The organism is Ruegeria sp. D4 (assembly GCF_056534475.1).
The window spans coordinates 208746-226339 of sequence record NZ_JBQFPJ010000001.1 but is presented as its reverse complement, the minus strand read 5'-3'; the positions used below and the strand labels follow the sequence as shown (position 1 = coordinate 226339).

General features: G+C 58.2%; 20 protein-coding genes and 1 pseudogene. 12 read left to right on the top strand and 9 right to left on the bottom strand.

The features are described 5' to 3' along the window. Positions 1–121: 121 nt before the first annotated feature. Together ACR0MI_RS01155 and ACR0MI_RS01150 are read right to left on the bottom strand one after the other, a co-directional pair. A complete protein-coding gene (locus ACR0MI_RS01155; RefSeq protein ID WP_170610306.1) occupies positions 122–679 on the bottom strand; it encodes a peptidylprolyl isomerase in 558 nt (185 codons plus the stop codon). Further along, on the bottom strand, positions 672–1178 hold the full coding sequence (locus ACR0MI_RS01150; RefSeq protein WP_170610303.1) for a peptidylprolyl isomerase: 507 nt from the start codon (positions 1176–1178) through the stop codon (positions 672–674). The genes ACR0MI_RS01155 and ACR0MI_RS01150 overlap by 8 nt, the downstream gene beginning before the upstream one ends. A 134-nt stretch (positions 1179–1312) precedes the next feature. Here ACR0MI_RS01150 and ACR0MI_RS01145 point away from each other — a divergent pair, with 134 nt between their 5' ends. From ACR0MI_RS01145 to ACR0MI_RS01115, 7 genes are all read left to right on the top strand, one after another. Beyond that, a complete protein-coding gene (locus ACR0MI_RS01145) occupies positions 1313–2503 on the top strand; it encodes a phosphoglycerate kinase (protein ID WP_170610301.1) in 1191 nt (396 codons plus the stop codon). A 69-nt stretch (positions 2504–2572) separates the two neighbouring features. Beyond that, positions 2573–2917, top strand: a complete 345-nt coding sequence (locus ACR0MI_RS01140) for a lysozyme inhibitor LprI family protein (RefSeq protein ID WP_170610298.1) — start codon at positions 2573–2575, stop codon at positions 2915–2917. 132 nt (positions 2918–3049) lie between these two features. After that, positions 3050–3349 (top strand): septum formation initiator family protein, encoded by a 300-nt coding sequence (locus tag ACR0MI_RS01135; protein WP_170610294.1) that lies wholly within the window; start codon positions 3050–3052, stop codon positions 3347–3349. Between the two features lie 179 nt (positions 3350–3528). Continuing rightward, positions 3529–4518, top strand: a complete 990-nt coding sequence (gene pdhA, locus ACR0MI_RS01130; RefSeq protein WP_170610291.1) for a pyruvate dehydrogenase (acetyl-transferring) E1 component subunit alpha — start codon at positions 3529–3531, stop codon at positions 4516–4518. Positions 4519–4533: 15 nt separating this feature from the next. Beyond that, a complete protein-coding gene (locus tag ACR0MI_RS01125; protein ID WP_170610288.1) occupies positions 4534–5904 on the top strand; it encodes a pyruvate dehydrogenase complex E1 component subunit beta in 1371 nt (456 codons plus the stop codon). Positions 5905–5907: 3 nt separating this feature from the next. Continuing rightward, a complete protein-coding gene (locus ACR0MI_RS01120) occupies positions 5908–6393 on the top strand; it encodes a hypothetical protein (protein WP_170610286.1) in 486 nt (161 codons plus the stop codon). 14 nt (positions 6394–6407) lie between these two features. Then, positions 6408–7712 (top strand): pyruvate dehydrogenase complex dihydrolipoamide acetyltransferase, encoded by a 1305-nt coding sequence (locus ACR0MI_RS01115; RefSeq protein ID WP_170610283.1) that lies wholly within the window; start codon positions 6408–6410, stop codon positions 7710–7712. Here the strand turns inward: ACR0MI_RS01115 and ACR0MI_RS01110 are convergent. Together ACR0MI_RS01110 and cysE are read right to left on the bottom strand one after the other, a co-directional pair. Beyond that, a complete protein-coding gene (locus ACR0MI_RS01110) occupies positions 7699–7932 on the bottom strand; it encodes a hypothetical protein (protein WP_170816585.1) in 234 nt (77 codons plus the stop codon). The genes ACR0MI_RS01115 and ACR0MI_RS01110 overlap by 14 nt on opposite strands. Before the next feature lie 177 nt (positions 7933–8109). Beyond that, on the bottom strand, positions 8110–8919 hold the full coding sequence (gene cysE / locus ACR0MI_RS01105; RefSeq protein ID WP_170610280.1) for a serine O-acetyltransferase: 810 nt from the start codon (positions 8917–8919) through the stop codon (positions 8110–8112). Between the two features lie 84 nt (positions 8920–9003). Between cysE and ACR0MI_RS01100 the strand changes: the two genes are divergently transcribed. Then, positions 9004–9342: a TraR/DksA C4-type zinc finger protein gene (locus tag ACR0MI_RS01100; RefSeq protein ID WP_170619146.1), complete on the top strand. Its 339-nt coding sequence runs from the start codon at positions 9004–9006 to the stop codon at positions 9340–9342. Here ACR0MI_RS01100 and ACR0MI_RS01095 read toward each other — a convergent pair. Further along, a complete protein-coding gene (locus ACR0MI_RS01095; RefSeq protein WP_170619145.1) occupies positions 9323–9619 on the bottom strand; it encodes a DUF7742 family protein in 297 nt (98 codons plus the stop codon). The genes ACR0MI_RS01100 and ACR0MI_RS01095 overlap by 20 nt on opposite strands. 8 nt (positions 9620–9627) lie before the next feature. Continuing rightward, positions 9628–11193: pseudogene (locus ACR0MI_RS01090) on the bottom strand (phage tail protein). Between the two features lie 239 nt (positions 11194–11432). On the opposite strand from ACR0MI_RS01090, the gene ACR0MI_RS01085 reads away from it, so the two are divergent. Continuing rightward, a complete protein-coding gene (locus ACR0MI_RS01085) occupies positions 11433–11765 on the top strand; it encodes a hypothetical protein (protein ID WP_170610272.1) in 333 nt (110 codons plus the stop codon). On the opposite strand, the gene ACR0MI_RS01080 is transcribed toward ACR0MI_RS01085, so the two are convergent. Beyond that, positions 11729–12187, bottom strand: coding sequence for an Lrp/AsnC family transcriptional regulator (locus tag ACR0MI_RS01080; RefSeq protein WP_170610932.1), 459 nt, complete (start codon positions 12185–12187; stop codon positions 11729–11731). The two genes, ACR0MI_RS01085 and ACR0MI_RS01080, sit on opposite strands and share 37 nt — an antisense overlap. 115 nt (positions 12188–12302) lie before the next feature. Between ACR0MI_RS01080 and phhA the strand changes: the two genes are divergently transcribed. From phhA to ACR0MI_RS01065, 3 genes are all read left to right on the top strand, one after another. Then, on the top strand, positions 12303–13103 hold the full coding sequence (gene phhA, locus ACR0MI_RS01075; protein WP_170816586.1) for a phenylalanine 4-monooxygenase: 801 nt from the start codon (positions 12303–12305) through the stop codon (positions 13101–13103). Positions 13104–13109: 6 nt separating this feature from the next. Continuing rightward, the gene (locus tag ACR0MI_RS01070) at positions 13110–13448 is read left to right on the top strand and encodes a 4a-hydroxytetrahydrobiopterin dehydratase (RefSeq protein ID WP_170610266.1); all 339 of its coding nucleotides are present in this window, start codon (positions 13110–13112) and stop codon (positions 13446–13448) included. Between the two features lie 298 nt (positions 13449–13746). Then, on the top strand, positions 13747–15009 hold the full coding sequence (locus ACR0MI_RS01065) for a DEAD/DEAH box helicase (protein ID WP_170816672.1): 1263 nt from the start codon (positions 13747–13749) through the stop codon (positions 15007–15009). A gap of 62 nt (positions 15010–15071) precedes the next feature. On the opposite strand, the gene mltG is transcribed toward ACR0MI_RS01065, so the two are convergent. Both mltG and fabF read right to left on the bottom strand, forming a co-directional pair. After that, positions 15072–16226 carry an endolytic transglycosylase MltG gene (mltG, locus tag ACR0MI_RS01060; RefSeq protein ID WP_170610263.1) on the bottom strand — a complete coding sequence of 385 codons (1155 nt, stop codon included), beginning with the start codon at positions 16224–16226 and terminating at the stop codon, positions 15072–15074. Continuing rightward, entirely contained in the window at positions 16227–17492 is a 1266-nt protein-coding gene (gene fabF / locus ACR0MI_RS01055; protein WP_170610261.1) for a beta-ketoacyl-ACP synthase II, read from the bottom strand. Positions 17493–17594: the final 102 nt, after the last annotated feature.

Here is a 17594-nt window from a genome sequence, read left to right as displayed (position 1 = left end):
AAAGATGTAAGCCACTTCGCTTCGTTTCAGGCGCCGGAAGCTCATACCGTGCGATCCACGATTTCATCGATGGGTAGCGGAATGGGAAAACCCGGCGCGAAACAGCGCCGGGTTTGAGGTATTACTCGGTCACGGTGACTTTTTTCATCACGTCAGGCTGCCCGATGACGGCACCGTTCTGCCCTTCACCGCGTTTGATCGCATCAACAACATCCATACCGTCCGTGACTTTTCCGACGACCGTGTACTGGCCATCCAAAAACGGACCGGGCTCGAACATGATGAAGAATTGCGAGTTGGCACTGTTGGGGTTTTTACCCCGCGCCATGCCTACAACGCCACGATCGAACGTCACGTCCGAAAACTCGGCAGGCAGGTCCGGACGTTTGGAACCGCCGCGCCCGGCCAAACCCGCGTTGAACTCATCAGAGTTCTGATCGCCGAAATGCACGTCACCCGTCTGTGCCATGAACCCGTCAATCACACGGTGGAAGATCACACCGTCATACTGACCTTCGCTGGCCAGCGCCGCGATCTGTTCAACATGTTTGGGGGCTACGTCGTCGAACAGGTCGATGGTGATGGTGCCATTGGCCCCTTGACCTTCGACTTCGATCTCAAGCCCGGTTGCCAGCGCCGGGCCGGCAATCAGAGCAAAAACTGCCGCCAGCTTATGCATCGGCCGCCACCTTTACGCTGACCATCCGGTCGGGGCTTGCAGGCGGCTCGCCGCGGGTGATGGCGTCGACATGCTCCATGCCTTCGATAACGCGGCCGTAAACGGTGTACTGGCCGTTCAGGAAATGATTGTCCTTGAAGTTGATGAAGAACTGCGAATTCGCCGAGTTCGGGTTCTGTGACCGGGCGGCACCCAGTGTTCCCCGGTCGTGGGGCAGTTTCGAGAATTCCGCCGGAACGTTCGGCAGGGACGAACCGCCAGTACCTGCCATGCGCAGGTTGAACCCGTCTTCCATGTCGCCATGCTGTACGTCGCCGGTTTGCGCCATGAAACCGTCGATCACACGGTGAAAGGCCACGTTGTCGTATTCGCCCGCACGCGCCAGTTCCTTCATCCGCTCACTGTGTTGGGGCGCCACGTCCGGTAGAAGCTCGATGACGACATTGCCATCCTTCAGTTCGATGATGATGGTGTTTTCGGGATCCTTGATCTCGGCCATTTGGCCCTCCTGTCGTTTATCTTGCGCAAATACCTATGATGCGGGCGCATGAATGCCAAGTGACGCATTGACCTGAATGCAAAATGCAGGAAAAGAACCGCCTAGATCGGTTCAAAAATGACGAGGATTGGGCGATGAGCTGGAAAACGCTGGACGATATGGACATGGGCGACAAACGGGTGCTGGTGCGCGTGGACATCAACGTTCCGGTCGTGGACGGCGTCGTGACCGATGCAACCCGTATTCAGCGGATCGTTCCGACCGTGCGCGATATCCTGAACGCAGGCGGTAAACCTATCCTGCTGGCCCATTTCGGACGCCCCGGCGGTGAACGCCGCGAGAGCCTGTCTCTGAAACAGCTGGTACCGACCCTGGAGGCTGCTTTTGGAGCCGAGGTTCTGTTTGCCGCCGATTGCGTCGGCGCCGAAGCCGAACTGGCCGCGCAGGAACTGAAGCCCGGTCAGGTGCTGCTGTTGGAAAACACCCGTTTCCATGCGGCAGAGACCAAGAACGATGTGGACCTGGCCGCAGGTATGGCACGCCTGGGTGATCTGTATTGCAACGACGCGTTTTCCGCCGCGCACCGCGCCCACAGCTCGACCGAGGCGCTTGCCCGTTTGCTTCCCGCTTGCGCCGGTCGTCTGATGCAGGCCGAACTTGAGGCGCTGGAAGGCGCCTTGGGTTCACCGAAACGCCCCGTCACTGCCGTTGTCGGTGGGGCCAAGGTATCGACCAAGCTGGAGTTGCTGGGCAATCTGATCGACAAGGTCGACTATCTGGTCATTGGCGGAGGTATGGCGAACACATTTCTTGTCGCCAAGGGCATTGATGTCGGGAAATCGCTGGCCGAAACCGCGATGAAGGACACGGCTGCGGAAATTCTGGCAAAGGCGGAGACGTCGGGCTGCACGATTGTCCTGCCCCGCGACATCGTGGTCGCCGAAAAGTTCGAAGCCCATGCTCCGCATCAGGTTCTGCCATCTGATGGATGCCCCCCGGAGGGTATGATCCTGGATGCCGGCCCCGAAAGTGTCGCGGCCATCACCGAAATCTTTGCGCAAAGCCAGACCCTGATCTGGAACGGCCCGCTGGGTGCTTTCGAGCTGGAACCCTTCGACGCTGCCACAAACGCCGCAGCGCTTAAAGCGGCTGCGCTGACCCGGTCGGGCAAGCTGATCTCGGTTGCTGGTGGGGGTGACACGGTTGCCGCCCTTAATGCGTCGGGGGCAGCCAGCGATTTCACCTACATCTCAACCGCCGGCGGCGCGTTTCTTGAGTGGATGGAAGGCAAAACCCTGCCCGGCGTCGCGGCATTGGAAGGCTAGTCGTAAAGACAAATTGGCTGCATTTCGCGCCTCATGATAAACTCTCCTTATTGATTTGGAGATTTTGTCATGAGGTACCTTGCCTGCCTGATCGTTGCATTGATCCCCGCCTATTCCGCCGCACAATCCAGTTGTGGCGGACAAACCCAACTCGACGCCAATTTCTGTGCCAAGGAAAAATGGGAAATCGCGGATCGCGAGTTGAACCGTATCTGGGCCGAAGTCAAACCGCTTGCCGATGCGCGTGGGAACGGTCAATCCCTGTTGAACGAACAGCGCGCCTGGCTGAAAGCGCGTGACGCGACTTGCGATCCGGAGCTGGCAAGCGATGGCAGCGCGGCGCCCATGTTCTATTGGGCCTGCATGGAGCAGCAAACTCTGACCCGCAATCAGGCGCTGGCGGCATGGCGCTGAGAAACCTAATTCGGCAATTCGCAAAAAAGTGCGAATCAAGGGATTCACAACGCGAATCGCCTGTGACATAGTGCGATCAGATGTCCGCAAAGGGCACGTTTTTGAGGCAGACTTCATACGGCGGTTAACAGAGTGTCCCGTTCCCATCGGCCCGGTTTGGGCTCAGTTTTGTTCTTCATGGTGGCTTTCATGCTGGGTGTCTATTTCACCTTCGCCGCCGTGCAGGGCGATTTTGGCCTGTTCAGACGGGTCGAGATTGCTGCGGAACGGGACGCTCTGTCGCGCGATCTGGCCCGGCTTGAGGCTGAGACCTCGCAAATGGAAAACCTGACCCGCCGTCTGTCGGACACCTACCTGGATCTTGATTTGCTGGACCAGCAGGCCCGTTCGGTTCTGGGCATGGTCCGCACGGATGAAATCGTCATTCACTGATCCCTGAGATTTCAGACTTCCATCGAAAAACCTTTGCCCGCAGTCTCTTAACGACGACCGCAAGGCCAAGGATCGCGCATCCTGCCCCTGCGTTACTTTTACACTCGCCAGATGCGGTCAAATGTTCTATGAGATAGTTTAACGCTAAACTATCTTGCCGAAAGGGGGAGATTGCCACAATGGCTGCGCGAAAAACCACAAAGAAACCAAACGTTTCTGCGGACGAACTCAAACTCTATTATCGCGAAATGTTGCTGATCCGCCGATTCGAGGAGAAGGCGGGACAACTATACGGTATGGGTCTGATCGGCGGATTTTGCCATTTGTACATCGGTCAGGAGGCCGTTGTGGTCGGTCTCGAAGCTGCTGCCGAAGAAGGCGACAAGCGCATCACTTCCTATCGTGATCATGGCCATATGCTGGCCTGCGGCATGGATCCTGGCGGCGTGATGGCCGAACTGACCGGGCGCGAGGGCGGCCTGTCTAAGGGCAAGGGCGGCTCGATGCACATGTTCTCGAAAGAGAAACATTTCTACGGCGGCCACGGCATCGTGGGCGCGCAGGTGCCATTGGGCGCGGGTCTGGCCTTTGCCGACAAGTACAAGGGCAACGGAAGGGTGACATTCACCTATTTCGGCGACGGAGCGGCGAACCAGGGTCAGGTGTATGAAACCTTCAACATGGCTGCCCTGTGGGATCTTCCCGTTGTCTTCGTGATCGAGAACAACCAGTACGCCATGGGCACTGCGCAAGCCCGCTCCACCTCGACCCAGGACATTTACGTTCGCGGAGAAGCCTTTGGCATTCCCGGCGAGATCGTCAACGGCATGGATGTTCTGGCCGTCAAGGAGGCCGGCGAAAAGGCCGTCGCCCACTGCCGCGCGGGCAAGGGTCCGTATATCCTTGAGGTCAAGACTTATCGCTACCGCGGCCACTCGATGTCCGACCCGGCCAAGTATCGCACACGGGAAGAAGTTCAGAAGGTCCGCGAGCAAAGCGACCCGATCGAACATGTGCGCGAGCTGCTGTTGTCCGGCAAACACGCGACAGAAGATGATCTGAAAGCAATCGACAAAGAGATCAAAGAGGTCGTCAACAAGGCCGCCGAATTCTCGAAAGAAAGCCCCGAGCCGTCGCTGGACGAGCTCTGGACCGACATCTACGCCTGAGAGGACGAATAAGACATGGCAACCGAAATTCTCATGCCCGCCCTTTCGCCCACGATGGAAGAGGGCACGCTGGCCAAATGGCTGGTCAAGGAAGGCGACACCGTTTCATCCGGCGACATCATGGCCGAGATCGAAACCGACAAGGCCACAATGGAGTTCGAAGCCGTCGACGAAGGCATCGTTGGCAAGATCCTGATCGAGGAAGGCACCGAAGGGGTCAAGGTGAACACTCCAATCGCCATTCTGGTTGAGGAAGGTGAAGACGCCTCGGCCCTGCCGTCGGCCGCGCCCGCTGCCGAAGTGGCGCCCGAGGCTGCCCCGGCGACGGTCGCTTCTGCGGCTCCGGCTGCTGCGCCGGCGGCACCGGTGGTGGATCTGTCCCCCGACTGGCCGGCAGATGCCGAAATGAAACCCCAAACCGTTCGCGAAGCCTTGCGCGACGCCATGGCCGAAGAAATGCGTGGCGATGAGGACGTTTACCTGATGGGCGAAGAAGTCGCCGAATATCAGGGCGCCTACAAAATCTCGCAGGGCCTGCTGGACGAATTCGGCAGCAAGCGTGTGATCGACACTCCGATCACCGAGCATGGGTTTGCCGGCATCGCGGTGGGTTCGGCCTTTGGTGGGTTGAAACCGATTGTCGAGTTCATGACCTTCAACTTCGCCATGCAGGCAATTGACCAGATCATCAACTCGGCCGCCAAGACACTTTACATGTCCGGCGGTCAGATGGGTTGTCCGATCGTGTTCCGTGGCCCGAACGGCGCAGCGGCACGCGTTGCAGCCCAACACAGCCAGGACTATGCGGCGTGGTACATGCAGGTGCCCGGCCTCAAGGTTGTCATGCCTTACTCTGCCGCTGACGCAAAAGGTCTGCTGAAGTCTGCCATCCGCGATCCCAACCCGGTCGTTTTCCTGGAAAACGAAATCCTGTATGGTCGCAGCTTTGACATGCCTCAGGTCGACGACCTGACCGTCCCTCTGGGCAAGGCCCGTATCTGGCGCGAAGGTTCCGACGTCACCATCGTCAGCTTCGGTATCGGCATGCAGTTCGCGCTGGAAGCCGCGGACACGCTGGCCGGAGAAGGTATCAACGCCGAAGTAATCGACCTGCGCACAATCCGCCCGATGGATACAGGCGCAATCATCAATTCCGTGATGAAGACCAATCGCCTGGTGACTGTCGAGGAAGGTTGGCCGCAAGGTTCGGTTGGCAGCTATATCTCATCCGTGGTGATGCAGGAGGCGTTCGATTACCTCGACGCGCCGGTCATCAACTGCACCGGCAAGGATGTTCCGATGCCCTACGCTGCAAACCTGGAAAAACTGGCGCTCGTGACCACCGATGAGGTGATCGCAGCCGTCAAACAAGTGACGTACCGCTAGGCGATGATTGCAAGGAACGCAGATTATCCTTCGGGAGCGGACTGGCTTTTTGAAAGCCTCGATGCCGCACGAAAGGACAACAACCGCAATCTGCTTTATGTTTGCGCAGCGTTCCTTGCCGTTTCCTTCATCAGCATAGCTTTGAATCTGGAAGGCCTGAACGGGATCGAGTTTCAGTTTTCCTTTATCGTTGGAAGTCTGACCGACGCCTGGCCTATCCGGGCAATGCTGAGCGTTGCCTGTATCGTTTCGTATGCTTCCGTCATCTACATCGTGCTCGAGCAGCAGCGCTTGCAGCTTGGCATGGATTACCTGGCGGTTTTGGATCACAGCGACGCGGCGGCACTGGGAAACTTCACTGAGTGGCTGAAGACAAACCACCCGCATGTGTCGCGCGCGCGTTCCATGGTGATTGGTGTGTTCGTCACCTTTTGTGCCGCTATTCTGCTTATCGACATCGCAACGCTGATCTACTCATTCTCGAAGTAAGAGGACATGAAGACATGCCCACCGAAATTCTGATGCCCGCCCTTTCACCCACCATGGAGGAAGGAACACTTGCCAAATGGCTGGTCAAGGAAGGCGACACCGTCGCCTCGGGTGACCTGCTGGCCGAAATCGAAACCGACAAGGCCACGATGGAGTTCGAGGCCGTCGACGAAGGTGTTGTTGGTAAGATCCTGATCCCGGAAGGCACCGAAGGGGTCAAGGTCAACACCGCTATTGCGGTTCTTCTGGACGATGGCGAAAGCGCCGATGATATCGCGGTCGCGCCTGCCGCTGCTCCAGCGGCTGCGCCTGCAGCCGCCGCGGGCAACGAGGCTGCCGCGCCCGCGGCACCCGAGGCGCCGGCCCCTGCCCCGGCTGCTCCGGCCAAAGCCGATGGCGGACGCATCTTTGCATCACCTCTGGCCAGACGCATCGCGGCGCAGAAAGGCCTGGATCTTGCGCAATTGTCCGGATCAGGTCCCCATGGCCGTATCGTCAAGGCAGATGTGGAAGGCGCAACAGCAACCGCACCTGCTGCGGCACCCGCCGCAGCCGCGTCAGCACCTGCTGCGGCGGCGGCTCCAACTGGCCCATCCGCCGATATGGTTGCCCGCATGTACGAGGGTCGTGAATACGAAGAGATCAAACTCGACGGGATGCGCAAGACCATTGCCGCGCGTCTGGGTGAAGCTAAACAGACCATCCCTCATTTCTATCTGCGCCGCGACATCAAGCTGGATGCGCTGCTCAAGTTCCGCAGCCAGTTGAACAAACAACTGGAGGGCCGTGGCGTAAAGCTGAGCGTCAACGACTTCATCATCAAGGCCGTCGCCAACGCGTTGCAACAGGTCCCGGAATGCAACGCTGTCTGGGCGGGCGATCGGGTGCTGCAACTGAAGCCGTCGGATGTCGCCGTTGCGGTTGCAATCGAAGGCGGCCTGTTCACCCCAGTTCTACAGGACGCCGACACCAAATCGCTTTCTGCGCTGTCAACCGAGATGAAGGACCTCGCCGGTCGTGCCCGTGAACGCAAGCTGGCACCGCATGAATATCAGGGCGGTACATTCGCGGTTTCGAACCTCGGCATGTTTGGTATCGACAATTTCGACGCCATCGTGAACCCGCCCCATGCAGGTATTCTGGCCGTTGGTACAGGGTTGAAGAAGCCGGTCGTGGGTGAAGATGGCGAACTGACGGTCGCCACGGTCATGTCGGTCACAATGTCGGTTGATCACCGGGTCATTGACGGCGCGCTTGGCGCACAGTTGCTGCAAGCCATCGTGGACAATCTTGAAAACCCGATGGTCATGCTGGCCTGAAACAAGACAACAGCCTCGCCGCATCCTTGATCCGGCGAGGCTTTGCCCCTTGTTCAGGATGTGAGAAGGCGAGATCACCATCGGCTTTGTTCAGAAAGATCGGCGTCTCGCATCTCATTGCGCATGGCTCCTTTACCTGTCGGAGTGCAATGACCTCTGCGAAATCAGTCAGAATTTTGCTGATGCTCATTTTTGCTGGCGACAGCACTTCCAGCGCCATTAAGGGCCAAGCCCAACAGCTACCCGCGCGAAAATTCCCGTTTCAGTTCATCTGATCCTGCTGTATTCGCAAGACAGAAAACGGCGCGATAGTTTGATCAAAGAGCGCAAGAAGCGATGGGGAGAAAGAAGGTGCGAGCGGTCGGAGAAAATGAACAACCGCTCGAACTGATTTGCCTTACTGGTCTTTGCCCAGCATGTGGTCCATCGAGATCGACGGCTGATCACAGCCCGCCTCACCCACGATCTTGGCAGGAATGCCCGCCACGGTCTTGCAAGGCGGAACCTCCTGCAGCACCACCGATCCGGCGGCTATGCGACTGCAGTTACCGACCTTGATATTGCCAAGCACTTTGGCCCCGGCCCCAATCAGAACACCGTTTCCGATCTTCGGATGGCGCTGTTCTTCTTCCTTGCCGGTTCCGCCAAGCGTCACAGAATGCAGCATCGAGACGTTATCACCGACAACGGCGGTTTCCCCGATCACGATGGAGTGTGCGTGATCGATCATGATGCCTTTTCCGATCTGCGCTGCCGGGTGAATGTCGATCCCAAAGATCTCGGACGAACGCATCTGGAAGAAATAAGCCAAGTCATGACGGCCCTTGCGCCACAGCCAATGCGCGACACGATACGCCTGCATCGCCTGATAGCCTTTGAAATACAAAATGGGCTGCAACAAGCGGTGGCAGGCCGGGTCGCGTTCGTAGACGGCCATCAGGTCTGCCCGCGCTGCTTCTATCAATCCGTGGTCGTCGGCATAGGCCTCGTCCACGATCTCGCGCAGAACCATCATCGACATCTCGTTCGAACACAGCTTGGCCGCCACCCGATACGACAGCGCACGTTCAAGGCTGCGGTGATGGAGGATACACGCGTGCACCAACCCGCCCATCAGTGGCTCTTTTTCAACAGCCGCGTGCGCCTCGGCCGTGATCCGATCCCAGACCGGATCCATGTTTCTCACTTTGGTGCGCGTTTCAAACATAGCTATTGATCCCTTGCTGCGCCTAGAATGCCATTTAGTTGTAAAAACACCAAACGCAAACCCTTGATCCGCAGTGTAACGAAAATGAATGAGTCCGAACTGGCCGATTTCGAAACACAAATTCGCGACCGATTGCGCGAACTGGCCGCGCAATCAGAGGCGGGCAAAGACGCCCAGGCGATTGTTCAGTTGGATCAACAGGCCGTGGGGCGCCTCAGCCGAATGGATGCGCTGCAAAATCAGGCCATGGCCAAGGCGCAGCAAGCAAACCGGGATCTTGAGGCGCGCCGATTGCAAGCGGCCCTGACACGGATCGGCGATGGTGAGTTCGGATATTGCGAGGATTGCGGCGATGAAATCCCGCGCGGGCGACTGGACCTTGATCCGGCGGCTGGAAAATGTGTCAGCTGTGCGTCCGGCTAACCAGAAAACGGATCAGTTGGCTCAGAACCATCTCAAAGCACTGGCAATATTGAATATCTCCAAAGTCCGATTCATCCGCCAGCCGACGGCTGCGCGCAGCGGCCATCAACGATCCGTTGCCGAATATCGGATGCAGATCGCCGGTTCGCCTGACATGTTGATCGGCCAGCTCAGCCTCAGCAATCAACAGGGCGCATAGTTTCTGACGCTCCCACTGCGGCGCGGCCAACAAGGCCCGCGCCGCAGCACTGACATCTCCATGAAGAACAGGACGCACGGATTTACCTATCCAAACAGAAGCCTGGCAAACAAGCCCGCGCCGAAAACGGCCGAGGCTTGCGCCACCTCGACACTATATGGGCTGCTGACGCCGTCGGTTGATTTCATCGCCGCGGAATAGTGCCACTGCGGAGTGTCGGTCAGGTCTTCCCGCAAGACCGCAGCGCCGGACCGAACCCGAACCAGATAGGATTCGCTTTCCTCACCCAGCGGCACATCCAGCCCTGACCAATCATCGCCATCAATACGTGTGCGCCGCACCCACGAGATCATGTCACCGCCTTGGGATTGGGCTGCTTTGAGATGCGCCGGTGCATATGGCCGCAAGCCGTTTCCGTCGAAAGCCTGAATCTGATGCACAAAAGACGCGTCGTCATGCCCCCGTGTTGCGGGCCCGATGCGATAATGCCTGGCGACCCGGCGCTCTGATCGTGACTGGCTGGTCTGATAAATATGATCGTTCAGCATCACGAACAAAGATCCTTCCGGCCAGGCGTCCGGCATTAGGGCGTCGGTTCCCACCTGCCCACGCAACCGTCCTGAAAGCGCATATGTGTCGACCTCCTGCATTTCTGCCGTCGCGAACTGAAAAACCTCTCAGTTCCCCGGTGTGCCGTCACCAATTGCTGCCAAATTTGCACCGTTGAGCAATGCCTGACGCGGCCGCGATTCCAACACCCCGTCGATCAACTTCACCCGCAGCGGCGCACCCTCGTCCCAGATACCCGGGGTGGCCCGCATCAAAGGGCCCTCGGTCACTCCGATAATCGCCTGCCCCGGGATCAGACCGCTCAATGCGTAACCTTCATCATCCGACGCCGAATAGACCGCTACATTTCCTGGCCACGGTTTCGCAGATACGGCCAGATATGGCGCGTGTGGCACCTCGGATCCTGTAAGCAATGGCAGATCCATAAACACCGGCAGAACCGGTACCGGAGCGACATGGGGTTTTTCAGTTACCTTATCATCAGGCAAATCAGACGGCGTGTAGACGCCCGGTTCGACCCTTACCGCATCCACAATCTGAAGCTCTGCCTGTTCCAGCCGGTCGATCCGGTACAGCGCGCCCTGTCCGTTCGAGGGCAACCGGACGACATCGCCCGCCCCCAGATGCATCATCGAAGGCGGTAGCGCAAAGCGGGCTGTCTCACGCGACACGCGCGCTTCGCTCAGCCATCGTTCGGCGGTCTGGCGTCCCTCGGCCCGCGTCATTGACAGGGGCATCTCGTTGACCGACACGGAATGGGTGCTGTCATCGGGCAGGATCGCCTCCTCGGCGACAACATCGTGATCGGCATCGGATTGCACAAATCGCAATCGGACACGGCCGGTCATTTCAGCCTCGGCTTCGCGGCGATGTTCGATGTCTCCGCTAACCTCTTCACTCTGCGCCAATTGATCAGATGACAGATCAACAGGCCGCCGACCGTCACGCATCCGGAAAACAAGCATGCCGTCACGCTCGATTGCGTCGAAACCGTAGCGTAACATCAGGGGCTGCAACGCGGAACGCGCATCGGAAACATCTTCGACCGCGTAACCGCGCGCGACGCCATATAGCTCGGACACATCGATCTCGCGAACACCGGCTCCATAACAGATCTCTGTCACGACGGATGCAAGAGTATCCTCCTTGGGCAATCCCGGCTTGTCTCTGATGTTGTTCGACAAAGCTTGTCTCCACTTTTTGGCAACTTCGGATCAGCCCCTCTAACTGCCCGAGTTGTTTTGCTGTACCAGCAAGATCTGCATCCTCCCCGGCTCCGATTTGCCTGCGCAGTTCTTCCGCTGCCTGGCGCAAACCGCGAATGGACGTCTCGAGCGACTGCAAAAGTTCAGCCGTTTGGGACATCCGCTCTTCCGGGGTAATCAAAGTCATGTTTGCCTGTGACCTCATGCGAGAGTTTTTCCGCACGAGAGAAACGAAAAACGGCCACCGGGTTGCCCCGGGGCCGTTGCCCACTTCTTCTAGCATGACACAACTTATACGCGACAAAGGCCGCACAGTCAAGGCTTCGCGCAACGTCGGCGCAACAGGCATCGTGACAAAATTATTAATGATTTCTTTCGCCTACCGGGCAACCTTCAAGCCTTTGTCGAACAATCAACGCAAAGGCAAAGGCGCCCGTGTTTTGTTTTGACGCAGCACGAAATTGCTCCGGGTATCGCGAACCAGCCCGGACTTCAGAAGACGCTGCATGATAAAGCCCTCAAGGTCCTCCGGTGTTCGTGCATACACTTTCAGAATAAAATCATGGTCCCCGGTGATGGACGCGCATTCCACTATCTGCGGTTCAGTCTCCACCAAACGCAGGAATGACTTGATGCTGTCCTCGTGATGATCTCGCAGCGCAACATGGACATAAGCGATCGCATTCAACCCGATTTCCTTGGCCCTGAGCTGCGCCCCATAGCCGGCAATAACGCCCGACGCTTCCAGATCACGCACCCGCCGCCAGCATTGCGAGGCCGACAACCCGGTTCGCTCTGCCAGATCCTGCATCGACAACCGGCCGTTCAGCTGCAATTCCCGCAAAACCGCAATATCCGCATCATGAAGCATATGTTTCACAATTTCCTTTCTGGGCGTCCATACATTTCAAAATAGCAATCCAATTGCCTCTTTCCAGACATTTATTTCAACCTGAAGGGCTACAATTGTTTCAGGAGGATACATCATGCCCAAATCAACCAGCTACGTCGCGAAAATACCCGACAGCCGCGGCCACATAGTCTACACGGATGAAGAGAACGCGGTTTGGGCCGATCTCTATGCCGCTCAAGCGCGAAATGTTCAGCGCTACATGGCGCGCGAATACCTGGACGGGCTGGCACGCCTCGATCTTCCCAAAACGACCGTACCGTCTTGCGCGGACATCTCCGAGCGTCTGCTGGATCTGACCGGCTGGCGGGTACAGCCGGTTCCGGCCCTCATCGGGTTCAAGACGTTCTTCGGCATGCTCGCGGATCGAACTTTCCCTGCGGCATCCTTCATTCGCTCACGTGAAGATTTTGACTATATTGAAGAGCCCGACATTTTTCATGAAATCTTCGGCCATACTCCGTTGCTGAGTGATCCGCGTTTTGCGGCGTTCAGCCATGCCATCGGTAAAGCCGGGCAACAGGCGGGACCGAACGACTACGCCTGGCTGATCCGGCTATACTGGTTCACAATCGAATTTGGGCTGCGTCGACAGGAAGGTGGTATCAAGGCCCTGGGATCAGGACTGGCTTCCTCCCCCACCGAACTTGTATACGCCGTGAACAGCGACATACCAGATCGGGACCCGTTTGATGTCCTGACGATCCTGCGCACTCCTTATCGGATCGATATGCACCAGATGGGGTATTTTGTGCTAAACGATCCAGAGGACCTGTTCGAAGCGGCCGAGCGCAACCTTCTGGCCGACGTCCACCGCGCCCAGTCTCTGGGTCTGCTGCCGAACAAGTTCCCTGAAAAAACAACCGCTGCCGAGTGATCCACCATGACACAGAAACTAGCAGATCAAACATGCGTCCCTTGTTCCGGCGGCATCCCGCCGCTGACCGCGCAAGACGCCAAGTCACATCTCAAGGCCCTCAGCCCGGACTGGCAGCTTGATTCCGAAACCAAAACACTGACGCGACGCTTTAAGTTCAAGGGATTTGCCAAGGCGACCTATCTGGCCAATCTTTGCGCATGGCTCGCCGATCAGCAGGGGCATCACCCCGATATCAGTTTCGGCTATGGTTACGTAGTGGTCCGGCTCACCACGCATGAGATCGGCGGCCTCAGTGACAATGATTTCATCTGGGCAGCAAAATTGGACGCGCTGACGGCGTAACACGATAAACACCCATACAAGCGTTTGCATTCAGCAGCGCTTGACAATTGCGCTCGTAACCCTCATGTGCCGCTCAACACAGCGCTGACGCGTGAGCATCGGCAGGCTCGTAGCCTGCCCAAAGCGCTCCTACCCTCCAGTTCCCCTTCACGCAGGGTTCTTGATGCGATGGCCGGATGGCGCAGGACCCGCCTGCCCGTCCTGAGGTCTCGCTAAACCCTGCCGGTCGCGCAAGTTGCGTGGCCAGAATCTCATGTTCGCGGCCAACCCGGCTTTGCGGACCAAAAAGGAATACGATTTGTTCGACTTCGACATGCTGGGTCTTGCACCCGCTCTGAATGACGCCCTGAAAAACGCGCAACTTACCCAACCCACCCCCATCCAGAACCAGGCCATTCCGCTTGCGCTTCAGGGACACGATATTTTGGGCCTGGCCCAGACCGGCACAGGTAAAACGCTGGCCTTCGGCCTGCCGCTGATTGACCACCTTCTGGCCCAGCCAGGCAAACCGGCCCCCAAAACGGCAAAGGCACTGATCCTGGCCCCTACCCGCGAACTGGTCAATCAGATCGCCGAAAGCCTGCGTAATCTGACCAGAAAAACCAAACTGCGCGTAGCGACCGTTGTTGGTGGCCAGTCCATCAACAAGCAGATCTCGTTCCTGTCGCGCGGCACCGACATACTCGTGGCAACGCCCGGACGCCTGATCGACCTGATGGATCGCGGCGCCGTCGATCTGGGCGCCGTCCGGCATCTTGTGCTGGACGAAGCCGATCAGATGCTGGACATGGGCTTCATCCACGCCCTGCGCCGCATTGCGCCGCATCTGGGCAGCCCGCGCCAGACCATGCTGTTCTCGGCCACGATGCCCAAGCAGATGGAGGAACTCAGCCGCGCCTATCTGACCAACCCGCAAAGGGTGCAGGTTTCGCCACCGGGTAAAGCTGCGGACAAGATCACTCAATCCATCCACTTCGTCGACAAGCCCGGAAAGCCCGGCAAACTGCGTGAAATTCTGTCCACCGACCCCGAGGCGCTGACACTTGTGTTTTCCCGAACCAAACATGGCGCAGAAAAGCTGATGAAGGGGCTGGTCACAGACGGATTCAACGCGGCATCGATCCATGGCAACAAAAGCCAGGGACAACGCGACCGCGCCATCAAGGCGTTTCGCACGGGCGAGATCAAGATTCTTGTGGCGACAGACGTGGCCGCACGCGGGATCGACATCCCCGGCGTTGCCTATGTGATCAACTATGACCTGCCCGAGGTGCCCGACAATTATGTCCACCGCATTGGGCGGACGGCCCGTGCCGGGCGCGAAGGTGAAGCCATTGCGTTTTGCGCACCGGAAGAAGTCGATCTGCTGCGGCAAATTCAAAAGCTGATGAAGATTGAAATTCCCGTCGCCAGCGGCGCGTTGCCTGAAGCCGCCGAGCCTCAGAAACCTGCGCGCCGTCAGGGCAATCGTCGCAGAGGTTCCAAACCGCATGCGGGTTCCGGAAACTCGAATTCCGCCCCTTCCAAACGGCGCAGACAGCGCCGACGCCCGGCGGCCTGATCGCACAACAACAATGGCCGGCGGCGATGCGCCCCCGGCCACTTATTCATGTCTCTTGCGGATTAGTTGCCCGAGTTGCGCTCGGCTTCGATTTCACGCCATTTGGCAACATTGCGGTTATGCTCCTGCAAGGTTTCCGCAAAAGCATGACCGCCGGTTCCGTCAGCAACAAAGAAGACATAGTCGGTTTCTTCTGGTGCAACTGCGGCCTCCAGACTTGCCAGTCCCGGATTGGCAATCGGTGTCGGCGGAAGCCCATCGATCAGGTAAGTATTCCAAGGGGTTGCGCGCCGTAGCTCACTCCGCCGCAATCCGCGTCCAAGGACACCCTGACCCTTGGTGATACCGTAGATCACGGTCGGGTCTGTCTGCAGCTTCATACCCTGCTTCAAGCGGTTCACGAATACGCTGGCAACCTGTCCGCGCTCTTCCGGCACGCCCGTTTCCTTTTCGATGATGGACGCGAGGATCAGCATTTCTTCCGGGCTTTCCAGTGGCAACCCGTCCTGACGGCTCTCCCAGACTGCATTGATCCGAAGCCGCTGCTTTTCCTGCATTTTCTGTAAGACAGCATTCCTGTCGTCGCCTGGCTTGATGTCATAGCTGTCAGGCGCCAACTCACCCTCGGCCGGAATTTGGGTTACGTCACCACTCAGCGCATCAAATGACTTCAGCGCGTCGACAACCTGCCACGCGGTCACGCCCTCGGCCACTGACACCCGATAGCGCGTGTCAGCCTCGCCACGTTTTTCTGCGTATTCCGCCGGAGTTTCCTCATCTGATCCAAATGAGGCAACCTCGACAAAGTCCAAAGTCGCAGGATCCAGTTCGCGTACACGGGTCTGCGTGCGGGTTACACCGATACGGTACTCGATCTCCGAACCACAGGTGCTTACACCACTGCTGGTGATCTCGTCGATGATCTGCTGCATCGAGGCGCCTTCGCGCACCAGAAAGCTGCCCGCCTTCAATTTCTGCGCCTGATCCGTGTAGTCGGCGCCCATGCGAAAGATCATGGCATTGCTGATCGCACCCTGATCCTCCAAATCGCGACTAACACGTGTCATGTTCGAACCGCTTTCCACCCGCAGGCAGATCGCGGATTGCAGCGGACCTTCAGCCTTGTATTGCGATTGCCCCCAAATGATCAGACCGCCCATCAGAAACAGGCCGACCACCAGCAAGGTCAGCGCGTTGGACGCTAGGGCCCGCCACATTTAACTGACCTTTCCGAAGATCACGCTTGCGTTTGTGCCGCCAAAGCCGAACGAATTGGAGAGTGCGACGTTGATCTCACGCTCACGCTTTGCGTTCGGTGCCAGATCGATGGGTGTTTCAACCGCCGGATTGTCCAGGTTGATTGTCGGTGGGGCAACCTGATCCCGGATTGCCAGTATCGAGAAAATCGCCTCAATCGCGCCTGCCGCACCCAAAAGGTGGCCTGTGGCCGACTTGGTCGAAGTCATGGTTGCCTTGCTGGCATGATCGCCCAGCAAACGTTCCACCGCACCCAACTCGATCGTATCCGCCATGGTCGAGGTACCATGCGCATTGATATAGTCCAGATCCTTCGGCTCCAGCCCGGCGCTGCGCAACGCGGCTTTCATCGAACGTTCCGCGCCATCACCGTCCTCGGATGGCGCGGTGATGTGATAAGCGTCACCCGACATGCCATAACCCAGAACCTCGGCGTAAATTTTCGCACCGCGCGCCTTTGCGTGTTCGTATTCTTCAAGAACCACGATACCCGCACCTTCACCCATGACGAACCCGTCACGATCGATGTCGTAGGGTCGGCTCGCCTTTTTAGGATCATCCGCGTATTTGGTCGACAGTGCCTTACACGCGTTGAAACCGGCAATACCGATCTCACAGATGCAGCCTTCACCGCCACCGGCCACCATCACGTCAGCGTCGCCGGCGCGGATGATGCGGCTGGCGTCGCCGATCGCATGCGCCCCGGTGGAACAGGCGGTCACGACCGAATGGTTCGGACCCTTGAACCCATGCCGGATCGACACCTGACCCGACGCCAGGTTGATCAGCGCGCCAGGAATAAAGAAAGGCGAAACCCGCCGCGGGCCCTTGTCGCGGATCAGATTGGCAGTTTCCGCGATGGACCCCAGCCCACCGATGCCCGAGCCGATCAGAACACCAGTCCGCAGGCGGCTTTCCTCATCTTCAGGCAACCAGCCGGAATCCTGACAGGCCATGTCCGCAGCAGCAATCGAATACAGAATGAAATCTTCGATCTTGCGCTGCTCTTTCGGCGGCAGCCAGTCGTCAGGGTTGAAAGTCCCGTTCGTGCCGTCTCCACGCGGCACTTCGCAGGCATATGTCGTGGTGACACCACTTGCCTCAGCATCGAAATGGGTAATCGGGCCCGCGCCGGATTCCCCATCCAGCAGCCGCGACCAGGTTTCCTCGACCCCACTGGCCAAAGGAGTGACCAATCCCAGACCGGTTACAACGACTCTGCGCATGAAATGCCTCTTGCCTGCTTCCTGTATGAGAACCGTCCATACCCCGCACCGGGGTGCGGGGGCAAGAGCAAGGGCGCATTCCTTGTTAGCGTCATTTCGCCA

What these genes read in the sequence shown, in the direction of transcription:
- ACR0MI_RS01155 (WP_170610306.1), bottom strand. Translation starts at nt 679, where the DNA reads ATGCATAAGCTGGCGGCAGTTTTTGCTCTGATTGCCGGCCCGGCGCTG.
- ACR0MI_RS01150 (WP_170610303.1), bottom strand. Translation starts at nt 1,178, where the DNA reads ATGGCCGAGATCAAGGATCCCGAAAACACCATCATCATCGAACTGAAG.
- ACR0MI_RS01145 (WP_170610301.1), top strand. Translation starts at nt 1,313, where the DNA reads ATGAGCTGGAAAACGCTGGACGATATGGACATGGGCGACAAACGGGTG.
- ACR0MI_RS01140 (WP_170610298.1), top strand. Translation starts at nt 2,573, where the DNA reads ATGAGGTACCTTGCCTGCCTGATCGTTGCATTGATCCCCGCCTATTCC.
- pdhA (WP_170610291.1), top strand. Translation starts at nt 3,529, where the DNA reads ATGGCTGCGCGAAAAACCACAAAGAAACCAAACGTTTCTGCGGACGAA.
- ACR0MI_RS01125 (WP_170610288.1), top strand. Translation starts at nt 4,534, where the DNA reads ATGGCAACCGAAATTCTCATGCCCGCCCTTTCGCCCACGATGGAAGAG.
- ACR0MI_RS01120 (WP_170610286.1), top strand. Translation starts at nt 5,908, where the DNA reads ATGATTGCAAGGAACGCAGATTATCCTTCGGGAGCGGACTGGCTTTTT.
- ACR0MI_RS01115 (WP_170610283.1), top strand. Translation starts at nt 6,408, where the DNA reads ATGCCCACCGAAATTCTGATGCCCGCCCTTTCACCCACCATGGAGGAA.
- ACR0MI_RS01110 (WP_170816585.1), bottom strand. Translation starts at nt 7,932, where the DNA reads ATGGCGCTGGAAGTGCTGTCGCCAGCAAAAATGAGCATCAGCAAAATT.
- cysE (WP_170610280.1), bottom strand. Translation starts at nt 8,919, where the DNA reads ATGTTTGAAACGCGCACCAAAGTGAGAAACATGGATCCGGTCTGGGAT.
- ACR0MI_RS01100 (WP_170619146.1), top strand. Translation starts at nt 9,004, where the DNA reads ATGAATGAGTCCGAACTGGCCGATTTCGAAACACAAATTCGCGACCGA.
- ACR0MI_RS01085 (WP_170610272.1), top strand. Translation starts at nt 11,433, where the DNA reads ATGGACGTCTCGAGCGACTGCAAAAGTTCAGCCGTTTGGGACATCCGC.
- ACR0MI_RS01080 (WP_170610932.1), bottom strand. Translation starts at nt 12,187, where the DNA reads ATGCTTCATGATGCGGATATTGCGGTTTTGCGGGAATTGCAGCTGAAC.
- phhA (WP_170816586.1), top strand. Translation starts at nt 12,303, where the DNA reads ATGCCCAAATCAACCAGCTACGTCGCGAAAATACCCGACAGCCGCGGC.
- ACR0MI_RS01070 (WP_170610266.1), top strand. Translation starts at nt 13,110, where the DNA reads ATGACACAGAAACTAGCAGATCAAACATGCGTCCCTTGTTCCGGCGGC.
- mltG (WP_170610263.1), bottom strand. Translation starts at nt 16,226, where the DNA reads ATGTGGCGGGCCCTAGCGTCCAACGCGCTGACCTTGCTGGTGGTCGGC.
- fabF (WP_170610261.1), bottom strand. Translation starts at nt 17,492, where the DNA reads ATGCGCAGAGTCGTTGTAACCGGTCTGGGATTGGTCACTCCTTTGGCC.